Below are 21,442 nucleotides of genomic sequence, written 5' to 3'. Positions count from 1 at the left end.
GTGCTGGACGGGTGGGGCGGGCGCCCACGGTCCGGGGCCGCCGTACGGCGGCGTGCCGTACGGATCCTCCGGGTGCAGCGGCTCCTGCCTCGACCGTGCGGCGCTCGGCCGTCCGGTCTGCCCCGATCTCGACTCGTCCATGCTGTTGTTCACACCTCACCCGACGCCCGGTTCCGCCGGGCCCTGCGGCACTACCACGCTGAATTGAACCAGTCTTCCCGCCCGAAGGCGGGTTGTCTCTCCCCGTCAGGGCACGGGGTTGGACGCGATGCTGCTGGTGCCGCCGGACCCGTGGGTTTCGACCTTCCCCGGCCGGTCGCCGCCGGAAGCCGGCTCGGAACCGGGCAGCGGGGCGGACCACGCGTAGGGCGGCCGGTAGGACTGGTGGTCGTCGAAAAGGGGGTGGTCGGGCAGCCGGAGGAAGTGCCCGCCCCGGGACGCCGCCCGTATCAGCGGCGGCGACAGCAGGGACGCCGACCCGAACCTGGTGGCCATCGGCCGCACGCCCGCCGGCTCGGCACCGTCCACTCCGGGCACACCGGCCGCCTGCGGCGCAGCGGTCGTCGACGGACGCGCGAAGAGCGAGTTGTCGCCGACGGGCTGCCCCAGCGGCGCCACCGCCCGCTGCTCCCCGCGCCGCTCGCTGCGCTCCACACCGGCGGCGGGTGTGCGCGGCGGGGCCGCCGTGGGGGCCGGGCCGGGCCCGGCCGAGCCGGTACTGAGCGCACCGCCGAGCGCGACGGCCGCCAGCGAGAAGGCGCCCGCGGCCGCGAAGGCCAGCCGCCGCCCACGCGAGGCGGCGCGTTCCAGTTCACCGGTCCGGTCCTCGGCTCCCGGCCCGCGGTGGATACGGAATCCCCGCTGGGCGTCGAACAGCTCCGCCGGGCCGCCGAACGGCGCCGACGTCGCCCCGGCACCGGGCAGGCCGCCGCCGGGCAGCTTGCCGCCGGGCAGGCCACCGCCGAAGGGCGGCGCGGAGTCGGACGGCTCGTCGGGACGCGGCGGGCCCGCCGGGAGCCCCTGGAGCCGGGCCAGCAGGCCGTCGCTCGGCGGGGGCGGGGCGGTGTCCGCGAAGAAGCTCTTGACCTGCCGCTGGGCGTCCGCCTCGGCCTTGCAGCAGGCACAGGTGGCGAGGTGGGCGAGCACCCGCTCGCGGGCGTCGTCCTCCAACTCGCCGTCGATCAGCGCCGCCAGCCGGTCACCCAGGTGCAGCTCGGCCGGGGACGGCTCGGCCGTTCCGCTCACCGGACACCGACCTCCCCGAGCGGCGCCTGGCCCACCACCCCCACGGCCACCGGCTCGCGCTGCTCGGCGCGACGCTCGGGAGACCGGTGCTTGAGGGCCTTGCGCAGGTGGGAACGGCCCCGGTGGATGCGGCTGCGGACGGTGCCGAGCTTGACGCCGAGCGTGGTGGCGATCTCCTCGTAGGACAGCCCCTCGATGTCGCACAGCACTACTGCCGCCCGGAACTCCGGGGCGAGCGTGTCCAGCGCCTGCTGCACGTCCGCGTCGAAGTGCGTGTCGTTGAAGTGCTGCTGCGGAGAGGGCTCGCGGCTGGGCAGCCGCTCGGCCGCGTCGTCCGCGAGGGCGTCGAACCGGATGCGCTGCTTGCGGCGCACCATGTCCAGGAAGAGGTTGGTGGTGATGCGGTGCAGCCAGCCCTCGAACGTGCCCGGTGTATAGGTGGACAGCGAGCGGAAGACGCGGACGAAGACCTCCTGCGTGAGGTCCTCGGCGTCGTGCTGGTTGCCGGTGAGACGGTAGGCGAGGCGGTAGACCCGGGCGCTGTGGGTGCTGACGATCTCCTCCCACGAGGGAGGCGTCCACGCCTGACTCTCCGCGTCCGCGGTGAACACCGCGGTGGTCACCGGGGCCTCCTCGGTCGCGGTGTCCACGGCGGGGCTGCGGTCAGCGTTGTAGGTCACAGATGTTGGCTTGCCGGACGACCGGCGGAAGCGCGCCAGCACTCCCCGGCCACCGGCCGAAGCCGCACCTCCCCTGTCGGCTCTGGTGGTGTCCAGTGGAGCACCCACCATAGCCATCTGCCCCGTTAGCTCCGGATAAGAATCCGGACACGCCCCCGCATCGGATCGCCGGGAGACGCCCGCGCGGACCCGCCCGGCACCCTCGACGCACCTCACTGTCGGCCTCACACGCGGCCCCCGTCCCGGTCTGCTCGTACCGCCTCGGTCACCTGTCTGATCCAACGCGTGATCCCCTCCCCTGGTTCCCCGGGGCAGCGGATACAGTCACGGTGGCGCGGACCGTGGGACAGGAGAGGGACGATTACCGTCAACCGGCAGACGAGCTGGGCGTTCGCCGACGCGTACGGCGTGGACCACGCCGACAGCGCGGCAGGCGTCGCCCTGGCGTGGGCTCGGGAACGGGCGCTGGAGGTCGGCGCCGGCGGCGTCTCCGACGGCACCGGGGCCGCGCTGCGACTGCTGGCCGCCGCGACCGACGCCAAGGCGGTCGCCGAGATCGGCACCGGCACCGGGGTCTCCGGAATCCACCTGCTGCTGGGCATGCGCCCGGACGGCGTGCTGACGACCGTCGACATCGAACCGGAACGCCAGCAGTTCGCCCGCCAGGCGTTCCGCGCCGCCGGCTTCGCCGGGAACCGCGCCCGCATCATCGCCGGCCGCGCCCTGGACGTGCTGCCCAGACTGGCCGACGGCGGCTACGACCTCGTCTTCTGCGACGGCGACCAGCTGGAGTGCCTGGACTACCTCGGTGAATCGTTGCGCCTGCTGCGGCCCGGCGGGCTGGTGTGCTTCGAAGGGGTCTTCGCCGAGGGGCGCACCGTCGACTCGGCGGCCCAGCCGGCGGAGGTGCTGCGGCTGCGGGACCTGCTGCGGACGGTGCGGGACAACGCCGAGCTGCTGCCCTCGCTGCTGCCGGTCGGCGACGGCCTGCTGTGCGCCGTCAAACGCGCCCGCTGAACACACGTGACCGCCCCCGGAAGGCGTCCCTTCCGGGGGCGGTCACGATCAGACCCGCACAGCGGTGCGGCTTCGGTCACTTCAGCCGGTGACCTTCTTCAGCTCCTCGCCGAGAGCGACCGCCTCATCCGGGGTCAGCTCGACGACAAGCCGGCCGCCGCCCTCAAGCGGAACGCGCATGATGATGCCCCGCCCCTCCTTGGTCACCTCAAGCGGACCATCGCCCGTCCGCGGCTTCATGGCCGCCATGCTCGTTCCCCTTCCTGAAACCAGCTCGAACCCGCTCGTCGCAGGTGACAACCCAGATGTCACCCACATCGAACACATTGCTTCTCAGCCATTATCCCGCATGGCGGGACCCGATGACCAACATCGGCAGGCATCATCTGTGCAACGCGCCCACTCAAAAGCGGATCAAACCCGCGAACCGCCTGCGATACTGCGCCCTCGCGACGCCCGCGACGCTCCGACATGTTTGACGCAGCTCACAGCCGCGAGGAGTCGGGGCGCGGTTCCGACCCGCGATGATCTCCGCCATGCTGTGCCCATGGCCGACACCGTGCTCTACGAACTCACCGACGGACTGGCGACGATCACGCTGAACCGTCCCGACGCGATGAACGCGCTCGACAACACCACCAAGGAAGCCCTCCGGGACACCCTCACCAGGGCGTCAGGGGACCCCGCCGTGCGGGCCGTGCTGCTCACCGGCAGCGGGCGGGCGTTCTGCGTGGGGCAGGACCTCAAGGAGCACGTCGAGGCGCTGCGCGCGGCCGGCGGCCAGGCCCTGTCGACGGTCCAGGACCACTACAACCCGATCACCCTGGCCATCGCCTCCATGCCCAAGCCGGTCGTCGCGGCGGTGAACGGGGTGGCGGCCGGGGCGGGCGCGGGCTTCGCCTTCGCCGCCGACTACCGGATCATGGCGGACACCGCCGCGTTCAACACCGCCTTCGCGGGCATCGCACTGACCGCCGACTCCGGCATCTCCTGGACGCTCCCCCGACTCGTCGGCACCGGACGCGCCGCCGAGCTGCTGTACTTCCCGCGCAGCGTGAAGGCGCAGGAGGCCCTTGAAATCGGCCTCACCCACCGGGTGGTGACGTCCGGTGAGCTCCCCTCCGCCGCGCTGGAGGTGGCCAGGCGGCTGGCGGAGGGGCCGACCGCCGCCTACGCGGCGATCAAGGAGTCCATGGCGTTCGGCGCCGGCCACTCGCTGGCCGAGACGCTGGAGAAGGAGGGCGAGCTCCAGATCGCCGCCGGCGGCACGTTCGACCACCTGGACGCCGTGGAGGCGTTCGTGAAGAAGGAGAAGCCGCGCTTCACCGGTCGGTGAGCCTCACCGGTCGGTGAGCGGTGTCCGGAAGGCGCATCCGGCGAGGTGGTCGTTGACCAGGCCGCACGCCTGCATCGTCGCGTAGGCGGTGGTCGGGCCGACGAACCGCAGCCCGCGCCGCTTCAGCTCGGCGGCCAGCGCCGCGGACTCCGCGGTGCTGGCCGGCACCTGCCCGGTGTCCGCCGGTGCCGGTCGACCGGCACCGGCGGCCGGGGCGAACGACCAGAGGAGTTCGTCGAGTTCGCCCGGGCGCCAGGCGGCCAGCAGCCGGGCGTTGGCGAGCGTCGCGTCGACCTTCGTCCGGTTGCGGATGATCCCGGCGTCGGCGAGCAGCCGGCCCCGGTCCGCCTCGGTGAAGGCGGCGACATCATGGACGCGGAAGCCGGCGAAGGCACGGCGGAAACCCTCTCTTCGCCGCAGGATCGTCAGCCAGGAAAGCCCCGACTGGAACGCCTCCAGGCTGAGGCGTTCGAAGAGCGCGTCGTCGCCGTGGACGGGCCGGCCCCACTCGCCGTCGTGGTAGTCGGTGTAGTCGGCGGGGCCCACGGCCCAGGGGCAGCGCGGCAGTCCGTCGGGGCCGGGCACGGCCTCACTCATCGGCCTCCCGCCCCTCGACGCGCTCGCCGTCGGGCCGGGCGCCGGCGGGGCCGGCGGGCGGCGGGTCGGACGCCCGCTGGGGCCGCTTGACGAGGTCGGTGCCGCTCCCCTCGGCGGGAGGGCCGGAGGCGGGAGCCTCGGCGGCGGGAACGTCGGAGGCGGGAGCCTCGGCGGCGGGAACGTCGGAGGCGGGAACGTCGGTGGCGAGCGGCTCGGCGGCGGGCGCGTCGGCGAACAGGTCGGGACGGCCGGAGGCGGCGGCCCGGTCACCGGCGAGCGTGGCCTCCAACTCGGCGATGCGCGCGTCCCGGATGGCCAGTTCGGCGCCCAGCCGGTCGAGGACGTCGTCGACCTCGCCCATCCGGTAGCCGCGCGGCGCGAGCGGCAGCCGCAGGTTGTCCACGTCGGCGCGCACCAGCGGCCGGTCGAGCGGCAGTCCGACGGTGGGCCACTCGGGCACCGGGTCGGTGAGCCCGCCGCGCACCGCGCCGCCGGCACCGCCGACGCCGCTGCGGGCCACGGCGAGCGTGACCGCGCCGACCACCAGCAGCAAGCCGATCAGCATGAACCAGAACAAGACAGTCGCTCCCCGTCGTGCGTCCGCTGCACCTCCGCAGCGTCCAACGATCCTGCCATGCCGACCCGCGCCGCGGGCGCGGCGCCCGGCGCGGGGCGCGCGGCGAGGAGGGCTCCGCGGGGGGCGACGCTAGGCTCGCGGTGCGTACGCGGGTCGCGCGGCGCCGCGGATCGACCAGGAGGAATCTCATGCTGCGGCTCGGACGGCGGGAGTTCGGGGAGCACGAGCCAGTGATCATGGCCATCGTCAACCGGACGCCCGACTCGTTCTACGACCAGGGCGCGACCTTCCGGGACGAACCGGCGCTCGACCGGGTCGAGCAGGCGATCGCGGAGGGCGCCGCCATCGTCGACATAGGGGGCGTGAAGGCCGGTCCCGGTGAGGACGTCGACGCGGCGGAGGAGATCCGCAGGACCGCAGGCTTCGTCGCCGAGGTGCGCCGCCGCCACCCGGACGTGGTGATCAGCGTGGACACCTGGCGCCACGAGGTGGGCGAGGCGGTCTGCGAGGCCGGGGCCGACGTGCTGAACGACGCCTGGGGAGGCGTCGACCCGCGACTCGCGGAGGTCGCGGCGCGGTACGGCGTCGGGCTGGTCTGTACGCACGCGGGCGGCGCCGAGCCGCGCACCCGCCCGCACCGGGTGGGCTACGACGACGTGATGGCCGACGTGCTGCGTGTGACGGTCGGTCTCGCCGAGCGCGCTGTGGCGCTCGGCGTGCGGCGGGACGCGGTGATGATCGACCCCGGGCACGACTTCGGGAAGAACACCCGGCACTCGCTGGAGGCCACCCGGCGGCTGGACGAGATGACCTCGACGGGCTGGCCGGTGCTGGTGTCCCTGTCGAACAAGGACTTCGTCGGCGAGACGCTGGACCGCCCGGTGAAGGAGCGGCTGCTGGGGACGCTGGCGACCACCGCCGTCTCGGCCTGGCTGGGCGCCCGGGTGTACCGGGTGCACGAGGTGGCCGAGACCCGGCAGGTGCTGGACATGGTGGCGTCGATCGCCGGTCACCGCCCCCCGGCGGTGGCCCGCCGGGGGTTGGCCTGAGCCCCGCGCCCGGGACGGCGGGCGCGGGCTGGGGCGCGGGCGGTCACTTGGTGACCAGTGCGACCGCCTCGTCCACGTCGTCGGTGACCTGGATCAGGTCCAGGTCGGCGGGGGCGACCTTGCCCTCGGCGGCGACGGTGTTCTTCAGCCACTCCAGCAGCCCGGCCCAGTACGCGGAGCCGTAGAGCACGATCGGGAAACGGGTCACCTTGCGCGTCTGGACGAGCGTCACGGCCTCGAACAGCTCGTCCAGCGTGCCCATACCGCCCGGCAGCACCACAAAGCCCTGCGAGTACTTCACGAAGCAGGTCTTGCGGACGAAGAAGTACCGGAAGTTGACGCCGAGGTCGACGTACTGGTTGAGGCCCTGCTCGAAGGGCAGCTCGATGCCGAGTCCGACGGAGGTGCCGCCGGCCTCGTAGGCGCCCCGGTTGGCGGCCTCCATGGCGCCGGGGCCGCCGCCGGTGATCACCGCGAAACCGGCCTCGGCGAGGGCGCGGCCGATCGCCACACCGGCCGCGTACTCCGGGGAGCCCTCGTGGGTGCGCGCCGAGCCGAACACGCTGATGCCCGGGCCGACCTCGGCGAGCGCGCCGAACCCCTCGACGAACTCCGACTGGATGCGCATGACGCGCCAGGGGTCGCGGTGGATGAAGTCGGAGGGGCCGGTGGATTCGAGCAGGCGCTGGTCGGTGGTGCCGGGCTGCACCTGGCCGCGGCGGCGGACCACCGCACCCAGTCGCTGCTCGTGGGGCTCCTGCTCCGCTGCACTCGTCATGTGTCGTGCTCCCTCCGCTTGATCTCGGGCCAAGAGTACGCAGGCCGAGGTGACCGCGGCCGTAACTCACGGGTACGGTCCGGCTCCGCGCGGGCGGCGCCCGCGCACCAGGTCAGGCGGTGAGCCAGCCGCGCAGCCGCTCCTCGCAGCGGAGGATGACCGCCGTGTCGACCCGCTCGTCGACGCGGTGCGCCAGACTGGGCTCGCCGGGGCCGTAGTTGACCGCGGGGACGCCCAGTGCGCTGAAGCGGGCGACGTCGGTCCAACCGAACTTCGGCTGCGCGGTGCCGCCGACGGCCGCCATGAAGGCGACGGCCGCGGGGTGACTCAGACCGGGCAGCGCGGCGCCGCTGTGGTCGTCGACCTCGAACTCGGTGATCGGGCAGTCGGCGAAGACGTCCCGCACGTGCGCGAGTGCCTGCTCCTCGCTGAGGTCGGGCGCGTAGCGGTAGTTGACGGTGACGACGCAGGCGTCGGGGATCACGTTGCCGGCCACCCCTCCCTCGACGCGTACGGCGTTCAGGCCCTCCCGGTACTCCAGGCCGTCGATGTCGACCCGGCGCGGCTGGTAGGCGGCGAGCCGGTCGAGTACGGGCGCGGCGGCGTGGATGGCGTTCTCCCCCATCCAGCTCCGGGCGGAGTGGGCGCGCTGGCCGGCGGTGTGCAGCCGGACCCGGAGGGTGCCCTGGCAGCCGCCCTCGACCTGACCGCTGGAGGGCTCCAGCAGTACCGCGAAGTCGGCGGCGAGCCAGTCGGGGTGTGCCTGCGCGACGTGGCCGAGGCCGTTGAGGTGCGCGGCGACCTCCTCGTTGTCGTAGAAGACGAAGGTGAGGTCGCGGTTGGGTTCGGGGACCGTCGCGGCGACGCGCAGCTGGACGGCGACGCCGGACTTCATGTCGGAGGTGCCGCAGCCCCAGAGCACGCCGTCCTCGTCGAGGCGGGACGGCACGTTGTCGGCGATCGGCACGGTGTCGATGTGGCCGGCCAGCACGACACGTTCGGCCCGGCCCAGGTTGGTGCGGGCCAGGACGTTGTTGCCGAACCGCAGGACCTCCAGGTGGTCCAGCTCGCGCAGGGCCAGCTCGACGGCGTCGGCCAGCGTCTTCTCGTCACCGCTCACCGAGGGGATGTCGACGAGCTGCGCGGTCAGCCGCGCCGCGTCCTGTCCGAGGTCGAGCATGTCCTTTGCCATGGGCAGGACCCTACCGGGCCGGTCCGACACGGCGGCTAGGCTGAACGCATGGCCGAAGGTGGGACTGGCGAGCAGGGCGGAAAGCGGGGCAGGCGGCTGCGGATCGCGGCCGCCGCCGTCGTGCTGCTCTCGTTGGCCGGATACGCCGTGGTGCAGGTCGCCAGGGACCAGCTGTTCGAGCCCGATCCGTACCACTGCCTGGTGCGGGGCGGGGAGGACGACGCTCCGTACCAGCTGGAACCGCAGATGCTGCGGAACGCGGCGACGATCGAGGCGGTCGGCAGCGCGCGCGGCCTGCCGGAGCGGGCGGCGACGATAGCCCTGGCGACGGCCATGCAGGAGTCGATGCTGCGCAACATCGACTACGGCGACCGGGACTCGGTCGGGCTGTTCCAGCAGCGTCCCTCGCAGGGCTGGGGCTCGGTCGAGCAGATCATGGACCCGGTGTACTCGGCCGGGAAGTTCTACGAGCGGCTGGTGGAGATACCGGACTACACCGAGCTGCCGCTGACCGTCGCGGCGCAGCGGGTGCAGCTGAGCGCCTTCCCGGACGAGTACGCGAAGCACGAGCCCCGGGCCGACCAGTTGGCCGCGGCGCTGACCGGGCGTCGTCCGGCGGCGGTGAGCTGCGGCGGGAAGCGGGCGGAGGAGCCGGCGGCGGGCGACGCCGACGAGGTGCGGAAGAAGCTGGTCCGGGAGTTCGGCCCCGAGCTGCGGGCGACGGTGGTGACCGGTGGGTCCGGGCGCGGCGCTCCCGGGTCGGGCCTGACGATCCCGGTCCGCGCGGTGACGCGCGACACGGGCGACACGGGCGGCGCGGAAGGCGGCGAGGGCGGCGCGGGTGCCGACGTGCGGCGCGGTTGGCAGTTGGCGCACTGGGCGGTGGCCAACGCCTCGCGGCTGGGAATCGAGCGGGTCGCGTACGCGGATCGGGTCTGGCAGGCCGGGGACACCGCCGATCCGGCCGATCGCTGGCGGAAAACCGACGGCGCGAAGCAGAGTGAAGTGCGCCTGACGCTGGTGCGTTAGAGCCCTTTCGTTCACCCGCAGGAGTAGGTTCCACAATCGCCGGGCTGACTTCGGCGCGGCGCGTTGCCAGTGCCGCCGGAGACCGCTCCGGACCGCTGGAGCCCTTGCGGCGTCTGGCCTCCGGCCCGTCGGCCGGCCCACCCTACTGCACGGATTGCCCTCTTTGCCCCATCCATACAATGCGACGCATTACCAATCCTTTACCTTTGTCGGCCGCAACCTCGGGGCCGTCGGACGCGATAGGCACTGCGTCTGGCCGGGCACTCGCCCGGATTTCCCGAATATCTCTCCGTCAAAGGAGCAACATGTCCTTCACGCGCCGGATCGCCAAGAGCGCACTGCTGACGGCCGCGGGCGCCGCCTCCGTCGTCGGTGCGGCCGCAGGCTCCGCCAACGCCGTGGACCTGCCCAAGGGTCCCGAACTCGGCGGCCTCAGCAACCTGGACAACCTGAACGGCGAGAACCTCGACACCGCCACCCAGAACGTCACCAAGCTCGCCGGTGCCGCCGGCGGCGAGGCCGTGCGCACCGGTGTGCCGGCCGCCGGCGAGGTCGCCGGCGAGCTGACCCGCTCGGCCGCCCCGGCCGAGGGCGCCACCGACATGCTCGGCAAGACCGTGAAGACCGTCTCCGACGGCGGCCTGCCCACGGACGCGCTGGGCAGCCTGCCCACCGAGTCCCTCGGCGGCCTGCCGCTGGCCCCCAGCTCGCTGGGCAACGCCTCGGTCGGCGGCGTGCCGCTCGGCTGATGCCCGCGCACCGAACGGGAGGAGGGGCCGGACGCCACCGCGTCCGGCCCCTCCTCCCGTCGTGGCCTCTGTCCGCGCGCGAGTGGCGTCAGGACAGTCGGCGCACGGCCGCCGCGACCCGCTCGTCGGTGGCGGTGAACGCCACGCGCACGAACCGCTCGCCGGCCGGGCCGTAGAAGTCCCCGGGCGCCACCAGCACGCCGTGCTCGGCGAGTTCGGCGACCGTGTCCCAGCACGGCTCGTCGCGGGTGGCCCACAGGTACAGCGACGCCTCGCTGTGCTCCACCCGGAACCCGCGCTTGTCCAGCGCCGCCCGCAGCGCCGCCCGGCGGGCCGCGTACCGCTCCCGCTGCTCCGCCACGTGCGAGTCGTCGCCCAGCGCGGCGATCACCGCCTCCTGCACCGGCGCCGGCGTCATCATGCCGCCGTGTTTGCGGACCTTCAGCAGCTCACCGATGATCTCCGCGTCGCCCGCGACGAACGCCGCCCGGTAGCCGGCCAGGTTGGAGCGCTTGGACAGGGAGTGCACGGCCAGCAGGCCGGAGAGGTCGCCGTCGCAGATGTCGGGGCGCAGCACCGAGACCGGCTCGACCTCCCAGCCCAGCTCCAGGTAGCACTCGTCGCTGGCCAGCAGGACGCCGTGCTCCCGCGCCCAGCGGACCGTCTCGCGCAGTTCGTCGGCGGACAGCACCCGGCCGGTCGGGTTGGACGGCGAGTTCAGCCACAACAGCCGCAGGCCGGTCGGGTCCAGCTCGGTGGGCGAGTCGTAGACCACCGGCTCCGCCCCGGCGAGCCGGGCGCCGACCTCGTAGGTCGGGTAGGCGAGCCTCGGATACGCCACCCGGTCCCCGGGCCCCAGGCCGAGTTGGATCGGCAGCCAGGCCACCAGTTCCTTGGAGCCGACGACCGGCAGCACGTTGGCGTGCCCGACCTCCCGTGCGCCGAGTCGGCGCTCGCACCAGCCGCTGATCGCGTCCCGCAGTGCGGGCGTCCCCCACACCGTGGGATAGCCGGGGCGGTCCGTGGCGGCGGCGAGCGCCCGCTGGATCAGCGGCGGGACCGGGTCGACCGGGGTGCCGACCGACAGGTCGACAAGACCGTCCGGATGCGCCGCGGCGGTCGCCTTGTACGGCTCCAGCCGGTCCCACGGGAAGACCGGCAACCTGGACGAGACGGGTGGCACGTGCTGGCTCGCTTTCTCTTCGGCTCCCGCGGCGGTACCGCCGCGGGGAACCCTCGTGGAAACGCCGCGGTCCCGCGCGGCACCCCGGGTGGGGTGCCGCGCGGGACCGCGGCGGGGTGTGACGACGGTGGCCGCACGCGGCCGCCGTCGTCACACCGTCGGGTCACTCGTCGTGCTCCTGCGGCGGGAGCGCGGCGATGATCGGGTGGTCCCGCTCGATGAGGCCGAGCTTGCTGGCGCCACCCGGCGAACCCAGTTCGTCGAAGAACTCGACGTTCGCCTTGTAGAAGTCCTTCCACTCCTCCGGGGTGTCGTCCTCGTAGAAGATCGCCTCGACCGGGCAGACCGGCTCACACGCCCCGCAGTCGACGCATTCGTCAGGGTGGATGTACAAGGACCGCTGGCCCTCGTAAATGCAGTCAACGGGGCATTCCTCGATGCACGCCTTGTCCTTCAGGTCGACACAAGGCTGCGCGATGACGTAGGTCACGCTCTCGTTCCTCCTCGGTAGGGCTCATCACGCGCGGGAGCGCGGCGTCGTCGATGCCCACCTCTAGTATCGCCGTTCCGGATGAGCACAGGTACAAGAGGGTCGAGCAGATCAGTGGAATTCACCATGAGCGGACGGCTTGAGGTCCGCATCAGCCCCTCTGACGTGGGGAAACGGGTGTCCGTGCGAAGTTTGACCGACCTCGGGAGGGAAGCGGACGCGGCCGGTCCGCGCTTCACCGACACCGTCGGTGTTCTCACATCGTGGACCGCCGGAGTGCTTCACGTCACACGCCGCGGGGGCGAACGGGTCCGGATCGCGGAAGACCGGCTGGTCGCCGGCAAGGTGGTGCCCGCCGCGCCGGCCCGGGTGCGGGGGCTGCCGGCCGCCGACACCGCCGAGCTGGAACGGGTCGCCGCCCGCGGCTGGCCCGCCGTGGAGACCGAGCCGCTGGGCGACTGGCTGCTGCGGGCCGCCGGGGGCTTCACACGCCGAGCCAACTCCGTCCTCGCGCTCGGCGACCCCGGGCTGCCACTGGACGAGGCGTTGGAGCGCGTACGCGCCTGGTACGCGTTTCGAGCGCTCCCCGCGCACATCCACACCACCGTCGGCGGCCCCGACACCGGCGAACGGCTGGCCGCCGCGCTCGCCGACCGGGGCTGGCGGCCGGTGGCCCACGCCGAGGTGTGGACCGGCGCACTCGCCCCGATCGTCGACCGGGGCGTCGACGCCTCCGCCGTCCGCCTCTCCCGGGAGGCCGACGAGACGTGGCTGGCCCGCTACAACCGCTCGGCGGGACTCGGCACCGAGGCGCTGCGGGTGCTCGGCGGGGGCCCGTCGGTGTGGTTCGCCACGGTGCCGGGCGAGGAGGACGGGCAGGGCACCGGGCCCGGGGCGCCGGCCGCGATCGGCCGTGTGGTGGTGGACGGCCGCTGGGCCGGGTTCGGCGCGGTGGAGACCGCCCCGCACCTCCGTCGCCGCGGGCTCGCCGCCGCCGTCGTCGCCGCACTGGCCGAGCGGGCGACGTCAGAAGGCGCCTGGGCGGGGTACCTCCAGGTGGAGACGGACAATGAGGCGGCACGCGCCATGTACGGGCGGCTCGGCTTCGCCCGCCACCACGGCTACCAGCACTGGCGAGCGCCCGAGGCGCCCTAGGGTCTGCCCGGGCGGACCCCGGAGCCGACCGGACCGCGTCGCCCGAGCGACGCGACGCGGGGGAGGGAAACGATGACGGACCAGGAGAGTGGAGACGGGGCCCGACGCCTCTTCGCCGAGGCGGCACGCACCGACAAGCCCGACCTGGCCACGCTGTGCCTGCTGCTCGGCGAGCTGGTGGAGCCCGGCCGGGGCGCGGTGGACCGCGAGGAGGCCGAGCGGGCCGTCGACGAGGGCCAGATCGAGCTGGACCGGCTCACCGGCGAACTCCCCTTCGCCGCCCACCGCCGCCCGGTCGACTGGGCGGGGACGCTGCGCGCGCTACTCGGCGAGCGGCTGGGCTTCCACGGCGACCGCGACGACTACGAGCGGCTGGAGTCCTCGCAGCTCGGCAAGGTCCTGCGGCGCCGCCGGGGCCTGCCGATCCTGCTGTCCGTGGTGTGGATCGAGGTGGCCCGGCGGGCGGGCGCGCCGGTGCACGGCGTCGCGCTGCCCGGACACTTCGTCGTCGGCTTCGGCGAGCCGGACGGCGAACACGTGCTGGTCGACCCGTTCGCCGGCGGCCGGCTGATGAGCGAGCAGGAGGCGGAGCTGCTGGTGGCCGGCGCGACCGGCCGCCCGCTGTCCCGCGCGATGCTGCAGCCCGCCCAGCCGCTGGAGATCGTCTCCCGGGTGCTGAACAACATCCGCTCCTGGGCCGCGCAGCGGCCGGAGCACACCGACGTGGCGCTGGCCGCCGTGGAACTGGCGCTGCTGCTGCCGCACCACCCGGCCCGGCTGCGCTACGAGCGGGCAAGACTGCTCGTGGAACGCGGCGACTTCGTGGCCGGCGCGCGCGGGCTGGAGGAGTACGCGGCGCTGGTGGCGGCGATGGAGCCGCAGGCCGCCGAGACCGCGCACCGCGAGGCCCGCGCCGCCCGCGCGCGGCTGAACTGAGCCCGGCCCGGCCCGGAGCAGGGCTGCGGCGGGCGCCCGGTGACGGCCGGGCGCCCGCCGGGCTCAGCCCTGGGTGGCGCCCTCGACGACGGCGTAGCGCCGCTGCGGCTCCGGGGGCGCGGTCTCGGCGAGCGCCTTGGTCATCGCACTGGCGGCGTGCTTCGGCGTCATCGGCACCAGACCGGTGCCGGCGTCGATCATCACGCCGTCGAACAGCGTGCCGTACTTCGCCGCCAATGCCTCCGGGTCCACCACCGGCTGCAGACGGCCGTTGCCGGCCGGCCGCATGGTCAGGAACTCGCCGATGGTCCGCTGGCTGAACGGGACCTCGACCGCCCCGGCCTTCAGCCACACCCAGCCGGACATGGCCGGCTCGCCGAACTCCTTTATCGCCCGCTGGAACTCGGCCTGGGTGACCTTCGGCTCCTGCTTGCTCACCGGCAGCGTCACGGCACCGTCCCGCCCGGTGGCGGCGCGCTGGCGGTAGGCGGCCTCGACGGTGGCGGCGGCCCGGTCGGCGTCGACGGCCATCGACGCCTTGCCGGGTACGGCCACCGGCTTGCCGTCCTCGAAGCGGACCATGCCGTCCTGGGCGCTGTTGGTGCCGCCGGAGCCCGCGAGTTCGGTGAGTGCCGCCCGCAGCTTCTCCTCGTCGACCTTGAAGACCGGCTGCGCCTCCCGGGTGCCGCCGACCAGCGACGCGATGACGGAGATCGGGTTGTAGTCCCGTCCGGTGGCGCCGCGGACCGTCTCGTCGGTGTCGAGCGAGAGCCCGGCGACGCTCGGCTTCAACTGCTGTTCGGCGCCGTCGACCTCCAGTACCAGCGGGTCGGTGGTGCGGGAGCCGAGCGCGGCGTTCAGCTTCGACACGGCCTCCTGCTGCGTCGAGCCGCCGATGTCGACGCCGAGCACGGTGGTGCCGTTGGGGATGTCCGAGTGGTCGAGCAGCAGTCCGGCGCCGTAGGCGATGCCGGCGACACCGGCGGCGGCGACACCGAGCAGCACGAGCTTGGAGCGTCCCTTGCGGGCGGGCGGGTCCGGCTCGCTGAAGGTGAACGGCTCGGGCTCCGACTCCGGCTCCTCGCGGCGGCGCTGGTCGACGCCGGGCCCCGGCGGGGGCACGGCCGGGCCACCGGTGGCGGGGCCGGTGGCCGACGGGCCGCCGGTGGCGGGTGAGGCCACGGCTCCGGAGGACCCGCCGAAGGGTCCGCCGTCGAAGGGGTCGCGCGGCCCGGACGCGAACGGGTCGCGCGGCCCCTCGCCGCCGGGCGCGAACGGGTCCTGCCGGGTCCCGCCGCCGGGCGCGAACGGGTCACGCGGTCCGTCGCCTGGAGCGAACGGGTCGCGCGGCGCTTCGTCGACCGGCGCACCGGAAACGCCGGGCGCGAACGGGTCGGCGGGCTGCCGTGCTTCGGGGCCCGGCGGGACGACGGGGATGTTCTGGGTGTCACCGGGCGGTGTGGGCGGCTTCATGATGCCGGTGATGTCCGAACCCGGTGGGGGGCCGAGCACCGGCGGCACGGTGGGTTCCGGGTGGCTGCCGGGCGGCTGATTTCCGGGCGGTCCGGGCGTCTGCTGGAAGCCGGGCGGCAGGCTCGGCATGTCGCCGGTGGCCGGACCGCTGGTGGGACCGCTCGGCGGCGTACGGCGCGGCAGCGGCGCGGGGCGTCCGCCGGGGCGTTCCGTGCGGCCGGAACCGTCCGCTCCCGTGCCGAAGGCGGGGGTGCCGTTGGCCGGGGGCTCGGTGCGCGCCCCGCCGGTGGGCGTGCCGCCCGGCGGGGTGCGGGTCTGACCGTTCCCTCCCGCGGGCGCCTTACGCGGGGCGAACCAGGAGCTGGAGCCCGTGGAGTCGCCCGAGGAAGGCCCCTTGGGGTCCTCGGGGGCGGCGGCCGCGTCGGTGGCGTCGCTTCCGCGGGCGGTCGCGGAGTCGGCCGCGGCCGGGTCCACCGGCTTCCGCACGACGACCGGGGGGATCGGCCGCGACCCGGGGATGTTGATGCGCACCCGGGTCGTCAGCGTCGTCTCGGTCTTGGGTTCCTCGGGCTCGCTCCCGTTCCGGAACGAGCTGTCACTTTCACGGCTCAAGGCAGGTTCTCCCGGTTGTGTCCGCCGCACCCGTCGTCTTACTGGTCGTGCCAGTACGGCTCGCCGGCGGCCCCCACCTTACTGGGGGCGCCCCGCCCGGTCGCCGGGACCGCCGAAACGGGACCTGGGCGGACGCAGCACAGTGGCGCACATCACAACCAGCAGTACGCCCCCGTAGAGGAACAGAGCGGCACTCAGATCGGTGACCAGGAAGTCCCCTTCGGGTCTGACCCAGAAGGTGAACGGCAGTACGGTGAGCGCCCAGCCCGCCCCGGCGGCCCACGGGCCCGAACGGTCCTCGGTGAGGACGAGCGCACCGTAGGCGAGGCCGCCGATGCCGGCGAGCGCGAGCAGCAGCCCGCCGGGGAACCAGCCGGCGTGCGTCAACAGCCCGGCGAGCCCCACCAGGGCGCCGAGGAGGAAGAGTCCGAGCAGTCGCGCCCGCAGCAGCCAGGGGTTCACAGCTCGACCCCGGCGAACAGGTCGGTCGCGGGCGGCCCCGGGGGCCGGGAGCCGTCGGGCAGTCGGTAGCACTCGGTGGTCTGGACAGGCTGGCCGAGCCCGTTGGACAGCGCGAAGTGGGCGCCCTCCACGACGATCTGGGTGGCGTGCGCGCTCATCGCGGCGGCCTTGGCGGCGGCGTACCGCTCGCCGCCCTCGATGCGCACGGCGACGAGTTCGTCCGGCACGACGCCCGGGATGTCCGAGACGTCGGTATCGCCCGGGAAGGGGTTGGCGGCGAACGCCTCGGCGTCAACCGCCGAAAGGGGCACGCAGTTCCAGTAGGTACGGGCGATCCTGTGCGGTTCGCCCAGTTCCGGACGGAACGCCGGATCGGCGGCGAGTTCGGCGGCCCGGGTGGCGACCCGGTGCGCCTTGATGTGGTCGGGGTGGCCGTAGCCACCGTCCGGATCGTAGGTGACCAGTACGTGGGGGCGGGTCTCGCGGACGGTTTCCACGAGCAGCGCGGCGGCCTCGTCCAGCGGTGCCTGCCAGAAGCACTCCGGCCGGTCGTTCTGCGGGGTGCCCATCATGCCGGAGTCGCGGTAGCGGCCGGGTCCGCCGAGGAACCGGTGGTCGCTGACACCCAGTTCGCGCATGGCGGCGGCCAGCTCGCCGATGCGGTAGGGCCCCAGGTTGTCGCCGCGGTCGGGGGCCAGGTGCGCCAGGTCCTCCGGGATGACCTCCCCCTCCTCGCCGAGGGTGCAGGTGACGAGGGTGACGGCGGCGCCCTGCGCGGCGTACCTGGCCATGGTGACGCCGTTGTTGATCGACTCGTCGTCGGGATGGGCGTGCACGAGCAGCAGTCGCGGACGGTTGGAGGGCGCACTCATGGAGCCGAGCCTACGCGCCCGGGCACGCCCTCCTACCGAACGACCCCGGTCAGAACTTCGGACCGGGTCAGAACTTCAGGCCGCTGACCATGTTGGCGACGCTGGTGGTCAGGTCGCTGATGGTCGGCGCGATCGAGGAGCTGGCCAGGTAGAAGCCGAACAGCACACAGACCACGGCATGCACGGCCTTGAGTCCGGACTTCTTGATGAGCAGGAAGACGATGATCGCCAGCAGCACAACCGCCGAAATCGAGAGTGCCACGGCGGCTCACCTCCAAGGACGTTCGGTCGCTAACGGCAGGGCGTGTGCCGTCGGGGCACCAGGGGGTTCATACCCCGGTCCCGACGGTGCGCAACTGATCATAACTTTCGGTGAGTCGGCATTGGTCGGTGCACGGGAGCAGATGGGGCGCATGTCTCACGTCCTCGGGCAGGGCGGTCGCGGGTCAATCGCGCGATACCCAAGGGGATATGACGGCAAAACCTCAGTCAGACGTCGATCGCCCCACACTCGTGGACGCCGTAGCGGCCGTACGCTCCACCCATGCCCAACGACGACGTGGCGAAGTCCACCCCCCAGCCCGCCGACCGCACCGCGCCGGAGGCCGCCTCCCTTACCCGCGGCTCCTTCCCCCGCGAGCACGCCCGAACCCTGCGTTTCACGCTCGGCGCACCGCGCTCCTTCACCGTGGCGCCGGACGGCTCACGGATGGTCTTCCTCCGTTCCGCCTCCGGCACCGACCGGGCCAACCGGCTGTGGGTGCGGGACCTGACCGCCGCGGCGAGCGGCGAACCGGCAGGCGCCGAGCGGGTGGCCGCCGATCCGGCCGTCCTGCTCGGCGGGGCCGACGAGCGGTTGTCCGCCGAGGAGCGCGCCCGGCGCGAACGCAGCCGGGAGGGCGGCGCGGGCATCGTCGGCTACGCCACCGACGCCGCCGTGGAGCTGGCCGCCTTCGCCCTCAGCGGCCGGCTCTTCACCGCCGAGCTGCGCGCCGGGACCACCCGGGAACTACCCGTCCCCGCCCCGGTGTTGGACCCGCGCCCGGCGCCGGACGGCCGACGGGTCGGCTACGTCGCGGACGGCACGCTGCGGATCGTCGACGTGGAGAGCGGCGAGGACCGGGCGCTGGCCGAACCGGAGGGCCCGGAGGTCACCTACGGGCTCGCGGAGTTCATCGCCGCCGAGGAGACGCACCGCACCCGGGGCTTCTGGTGGTCGCCGGAGGGCGACCGGCTGCTGGTCGCCCGGGTCGACGAGTCGCCGGTGCGCCGCTGGTGGATCGCCGACCCGGCGAACCCGGATTCCCGGCCCTCGGAGGTCGCCTACCCGGCGGCCGGCACGCCCAACGCCGAGGTGCGGCTGTTCCTGCTCTCGGTGTCCGGCGGGCAGCGCACGGAGGTCGTCTGGGACCGGGCGGCGCATCCGTACCTCGCGGCGGTGCACTGGTCCTCGGCCGGCGCGCCGCTGCTGCTCGTGCAGTCCCGCGACCAGCGCCACCAGCGCCACCTCACCGTGGACCTCGGCACCGGGGCGACGACCACCGTGCACGAGGAGAAGGACCCGGGGTGGCTGGAACTCATCCCCGGCACCCCGGCGTGGACACCCGACGGTCGGCTGCTGCGGGTCGGCGACGAGGACGGGGCGCGCGCCCTGTACGCGGGCGACCGCCGGCTGACAGACCCGGCACTGCACGTCCGCGCGGTGCTCGACACGGGCCCCGAGGACGTGCTGTTCAGCGCCTCGACCGGGGAGATCGCGGACGTCGCCGTGTACCGGGTGCGCCACCAGGACGGCAAGCCCGGCGCCGCCGAGCGGCTGACGGGCCCCGGCCCGGTGCACGCCTCGGCGGTGCGCGGCGGCGAGGTGCTGGTGACGGTGACCGCGCGGCTCGACCACCCGGGCTCCCGCGTCGAGATCCGCACCCCGGCCGGGACGTCACCGCTCGCCTCCCACGCGCACACCCCGTCGCTGACCGCCCGGCCGAACCTGCGGCTGGCCGGCGAACGCCGGATTCCGGCCGCGGTGCTGCTGCCCACCGGGCACCGCCCGGACGACGGCCCGCTGCCGGTGCTCATGGACCCCTACGGCGGCCCGCACGGCCAGATGGTGGTCGGCGCGCACAACGCCTACCTCGGCTCCCAGTGGTTCGCCGACCAGGGCTTCGCCGTCATCGTCGCGGACGGCCGCGGCACCCCGGGCCGCTCGCCCGAGTGGGAGAAGGCGATCCGGAACGACTTCGCCGGGGTCACCCTCGACGACCAGGTGCACGCGCTGCACGCCCTCGCCGAGGAGTTCCCGCTGGACCTCGACCGGGTGGCGATCCGCGGCTGGTCCTACGGCGGCTATCTGGCCGCGCTCGCCGTGCTGCGGCGGCCCGACGTGTTCCACGCCGCCGTGGCCGGGGCGCCGGTGACCGACTGGCGGCTGTACGACACCCACTACACCGAGCGCTACCTCGGCGACCCGAACGAACAGCCGGAGGTGTACCGCGCGAACTCGCTGGTGACGTCGGAGGGTCTGGGCGAGGCTGCCGAGCCGCACCGGCCGCTGATGCTCATCCACGGTCTGGCCGACGACAACGTCGTGGCGGCGCACACCCTGCGGCTGTCGTCGGCGCTGCTGGCGGCCGGCCGGCCGCACGAGGTGCTGCCGCTGAGCGGCGTCACCCACATGACGCCGCAGGAGCAGGTCGCGGAGAACCTGCTGCTGCTCCAGGTCGACTTCCTGCGCCGCAGCCTCCAGCTCTAGCGACCGTCCGGCGCCGCCTCCGGGAAGTGGCAGGCCGTCAGGTGTCCGGCGGGGCTGCCCGGGCGGCGGGTGAGCGGCGGTACCTCCACCGCGCAGCGCTCCTCCGCTTTCCAGCACCTCGTGCGGAAGCGGCAGCCGGAGGGCGGGTCGACCGGGGAGGGCACGTCCCCGGTCAACCGCACCCGCTCGCGCTCCCGGGCGCCCGCCTCCTCGACCTCGGGGACGGCCGACAGCAGCGCGACCGTGTAGGGGTGGCGCGGCCGGGCGTAGATCGACTCCCGGTCGCCGGTCTCCACGACCCGCCCGAGGTACATCACCGCGACCCGCTCGCAGAAGTGCCGTACCACCGCCAGATCGTGGGCGATGAAGACAAAGGCGATGCCCTTCTCCCGCTGGAGCCCCCGCAGCAGGTTCACCACCTGCGCCTGGATGGACACGTCCAGCGCGGAGACGGGCTCGTCGGCGACGATGAGCCGGGGCGCCAGGGCCAGCGCCCTGGCGATCCCGATGCGCTGCCGCTGTCCGCCGGAGAACTCGTGCGGGAAGCGGTTGTAGTGCTCCGGATTGAGGCCGACGGTCTCCAGCAGTTCCCGCACCCGTGCCTCCCGGCCGCCGGGCGGGGTGACGCCGTTGATCTCCAGCGGCGCGCCGACGATGCGGCCGACGGTGTGCCGGGGGTTGAGCGAGGAGTACGGGTCCTGGAACACCATCTGGATCTCGGAGCGGATCGGCCGCAGCTCCCGGCGTCCGGCGTGGCTGATGTCCCGTCCCCGGTAGGCGATCGTGCCGGCGGTCGGTTCCAGCAGCCTGGTGAGCAGCCGCCCGGTGGTTGACTTCCCGCAGCCGGACTCCCCGACGAGGCCCAGCGACTCCCCCTCGCCCAGCGTGAGGTCGAGGCCGTCGACCGCGTGCACCGCGCCGACGCGTCGGCGGAAGGGGAAGCCGCCGTACACCGGGAAGTGCTTGGCGAGCCCGCGTACGGAAAGCAGCGGCTCGCGCTCCCTACCGCCGGAGTCGGCGACGGATGCGGCGGCGGACTCGGCGACGGGGCCGGCGGCGTGGTCGGCGGTGGCGGTGGCGGTGTCGTCGTCGCGGTAGGGGGGTGTCATGTGCCGCTCCGGTCCGCCCGGCCGGTCGGCGGCAGGCGCTGGTGTTCCGTCAGATGGCAGGCCGCTGCGGAGGTTCCGGACGGCAGCGGTGGTCGCTCGTCGGCGCAGCGCCCGCCGGGGACCAGCGTCCGCTCGGGGCAGCGGGGGTGGAA

The 21,442-nt window shown here is 73.9% G+C and carries 22 protein-coding genes; 8 read left to right on the top strand and 14 right to left on the bottom strand.

The features are described 5' to 3' along the window. Positions 1-246: 246 nt before the first annotated feature. Entirely contained in the window at positions 247-1,245 is a 999-nt protein-coding gene (locus FNX44_RS28540) for a zf-HC2 domain-containing protein (protein ID WP_181356499.1), read from the bottom strand. Continuing rightward, positions 1,242-2,036 carry an RNA polymerase sigma factor SigE gene (sigE, locus tag FNX44_RS08625; RefSeq protein ID WP_143647404.1) on the bottom strand — a complete coding sequence of 265 codons (795 nt, stop codon included), beginning with the start codon at positions 2,034-2,036 and terminating at the stop codon, positions 1,242-1,244. Before sigE ends, FNX44_RS28540 begins: the two co-directional genes overlap by 4 nt. A gap of 297 nt (positions 2,037-2,333) precedes the next feature. Here sigE and FNX44_RS08620 point away from each other — a divergent pair, with 297 nt between their 5' ends. Continuing rightward, positions 2,334-2,942 carry an O-methyltransferase gene (locus FNX44_RS08620; RefSeq protein ID WP_407699196.1) on the top strand — a complete coding sequence of 203 codons (609 nt, stop codon included), beginning with the start codon at positions 2,334-2,336 and terminating at the stop codon, positions 2,940-2,942. An 81-nt stretch (positions 2,943-3,023) separates the two neighbouring features. Here FNX44_RS08620 and FNX44_RS08615 read toward each other — a convergent pair whose 3' ends face one another. Beyond that, complete coding sequence (locus FNX44_RS08615) at positions 3,024-3,191, bottom strand: DUF3117 domain-containing protein (RefSeq protein WP_181354972.1); 168 nt, start codon at positions 3,189-3,191, stop codon at positions 3,024-3,026. Between the two features lie 298 nt (positions 3,192-3,489). On the opposite strand from FNX44_RS08615, the gene FNX44_RS08610 reads away from it, so the two are divergent. Then, positions 3,490-4,278: an enoyl-CoA hydratase-related protein gene (locus tag FNX44_RS08610; protein WP_143647402.1), complete on the top strand. Its 789-nt coding sequence runs from the start codon at positions 3,490-3,492 to the stop codon at positions 4,276-4,278. A 3-nt stretch (positions 4,279-4,281) separates the two neighbouring features. Here the strand turns inward: FNX44_RS08610 and FNX44_RS08605 are convergent, their stop codons facing one another. Beyond that, positions 4,282-4,875: a DNA-3-methyladenine glycosylase I gene (locus tag FNX44_RS08605; protein ID WP_143647401.1), complete on the bottom strand. Its 594-nt coding sequence runs from the start codon at positions 4,873-4,875 to the stop codon at positions 4,282-4,284. Next, on the bottom strand, positions 4,868-5,452 hold the full coding sequence (locus FNX44_RS29980; protein WP_143647400.1) for a DivIVA domain-containing protein: 585 nt from the start codon (positions 5,450-5,452) through the stop codon (positions 4,868-4,870). Before FNX44_RS29980 ends, FNX44_RS08605 begins: the two co-directional genes overlap by 8 nt. A gap of 188 nt (positions 5,453-5,640) precedes the next feature. Between FNX44_RS29980 and folP the strand changes: the two genes are divergently transcribed. Beyond that, positions 5,641-6,501, top strand: coding sequence for a dihydropteroate synthase (folP, locus tag FNX44_RS08595; RefSeq protein ID WP_143647399.1), 861 nt, complete (start codon positions 5,641-5,643; stop codon positions 6,499-6,501). A gap of 43 nt (positions 6,502-6,544) precedes the next feature. On the opposite strand, the gene FNX44_RS08590 is transcribed toward folP, so the two are convergent. Both FNX44_RS08590 and dapE read right to left on the bottom strand, forming a co-directional pair. Further along, positions 6,545-7,279, bottom strand: a complete 735-nt coding sequence (locus tag FNX44_RS08590) for an LOG family protein (protein ID WP_143647398.1) — start codon at positions 7,277-7,279, stop codon at positions 6,545-6,547. 112 nt (positions 7,280-7,391) lie between these two features. Next, positions 7,392-8,471 carry a succinyl-diaminopimelate desuccinylase gene (dapE, locus tag FNX44_RS08585; RefSeq protein WP_143647397.1) on the bottom strand — a complete coding sequence of 360 codons (1,080 nt, stop codon included), beginning with the start codon at positions 8,469-8,471 and terminating at the stop codon, positions 7,392-7,394. 48 nt (positions 8,472-8,519) lie between these two features. Between dapE and FNX44_RS08580 the strand changes: the two genes are divergently transcribed. Continuing rightward, a complete protein-coding gene (locus tag FNX44_RS08580; protein WP_143647396.1) occupies positions 8,520-9,500 on the top strand; it encodes a VldE C-terminal domain-containing protein in 981 nt (326 codons plus the stop codon). A 305-nt stretch (positions 9,501-9,805) separates the two neighbouring features. Then, entirely contained in the window at positions 9,806-10,249 is a 444-nt protein-coding gene (locus FNX44_RS08575; protein ID WP_143647395.1) for an ATP-binding protein, read from the top strand. Positions 10,250-10,337: 88 nt separating this feature from the next. Here the strand turns inward: FNX44_RS08575 and dapC are convergent, their stop codons facing one another. Then, positions 10,338-11,432, bottom strand: coding sequence for a succinyldiaminopimelate transaminase (gene dapC, locus FNX44_RS08570; RefSeq protein ID WP_143647394.1), 1,095 nt, complete (start codon positions 11,430-11,432; stop codon positions 10,338-10,340). Positions 11,433-11,595: 163 nt separating this feature from the next. After that, entirely contained in the window at positions 11,596-11,922 is a 327-nt protein-coding gene (fdxA, locus tag FNX44_RS08565) for a ferredoxin (RefSeq protein ID WP_143647393.1), read from the bottom strand. Positions 11,923-12,036: 114 nt separating this feature from the next. Between fdxA and FNX44_RS08560 the strand changes: the two genes are divergently transcribed. After that, entirely contained in the window at positions 12,037-13,077 is a 1,041-nt protein-coding gene (locus FNX44_RS08560) for a GNAT family N-acetyltransferase (protein ID WP_143647392.1), read from the top strand. 72 nt (positions 13,078-13,149) lie between these two features. Then, entirely contained in the window at positions 13,150-14,013 is an 864-nt protein-coding gene (locus FNX44_RS08555; protein ID WP_143647391.1) for a transglutaminase-like domain-containing protein, read from the top strand. Between the two features lie 63 nt (positions 14,014-14,076). Here FNX44_RS08555 and FNX44_RS08550 read toward each other — a convergent pair whose 3' ends face one another. From FNX44_RS08550 to FNX44_RS08530, 4 genes are all read right to left on the bottom strand, one after another. Then, on the bottom strand, positions 14,077-16,098 hold the full coding sequence (locus FNX44_RS08550) for a hypothetical protein (RefSeq protein ID WP_173019134.1): 2,022 nt from the start codon (positions 16,096-16,098) through the stop codon (positions 14,077-14,079). 78 nt (positions 16,099-16,176) lie between these two features. After that, positions 16,177-16,560, bottom strand: coding sequence for a DUF6113 family protein (locus FNX44_RS08540; RefSeq protein WP_143647388.1), 384 nt, complete (start codon positions 16,558-16,560; stop codon positions 16,177-16,179). Next, complete coding sequence (mshB, locus tag FNX44_RS08535) at positions 16,557-17,432, bottom strand: N-acetyl-1-D-myo-inositol-2-amino-2-deoxy-alpha-D-glucopyranoside deacetylase (protein WP_143647387.1); 876 nt, start codon at positions 17,430-17,432, stop codon at positions 16,557-16,559. The genes FNX44_RS08540 and mshB overlap by 4 nt, the downstream gene beginning before the upstream one ends. Before the next feature lie 67 nt (positions 17,433-17,499). Beyond that, entirely contained in the window at positions 17,500-17,694 is a 195-nt protein-coding gene (locus FNX44_RS08530; protein ID WP_143647386.1) for a hypothetical protein, read from the bottom strand. A gap of 282 nt (positions 17,695-17,976) precedes the next feature. Here FNX44_RS08530 and FNX44_RS08525 point away from each other — a divergent pair, with 282 nt between their 5' ends. Next, a complete protein-coding gene (locus FNX44_RS08525) occupies positions 17,977-20,181 on the top strand; it encodes a S9 family peptidase (RefSeq protein WP_143647385.1) in 2,205 nt (734 codons plus the stop codon). Here FNX44_RS08525 and FNX44_RS08520 read toward each other — a convergent pair. Beyond that, positions 20,178-21,290, bottom strand: a complete 1,113-nt coding sequence (locus FNX44_RS08520; protein ID WP_143647384.1) for an ABC transporter ATP-binding protein — start codon at positions 21,288-21,290, stop codon at positions 20,178-20,180. The genes FNX44_RS08525 and FNX44_RS08520 overlap by 4 nt on opposite strands. Positions 21,291-21,442: the final 152 nt, after the last annotated feature.

Source organism: Streptomyces alkaliterrae (assembly GCF_007097205.2).
GTDB classification, from domain to species: Bacteria; Actinomycetota; Actinomycetes; order Streptomycetales; family Streptomycetaceae; genus Streptomyces; species Streptomyces alkaliterrae.
Note: the sequence above shows the minus strand (reverse complement) of the source record. Positions and strands in the feature narration are given on the sequence as shown.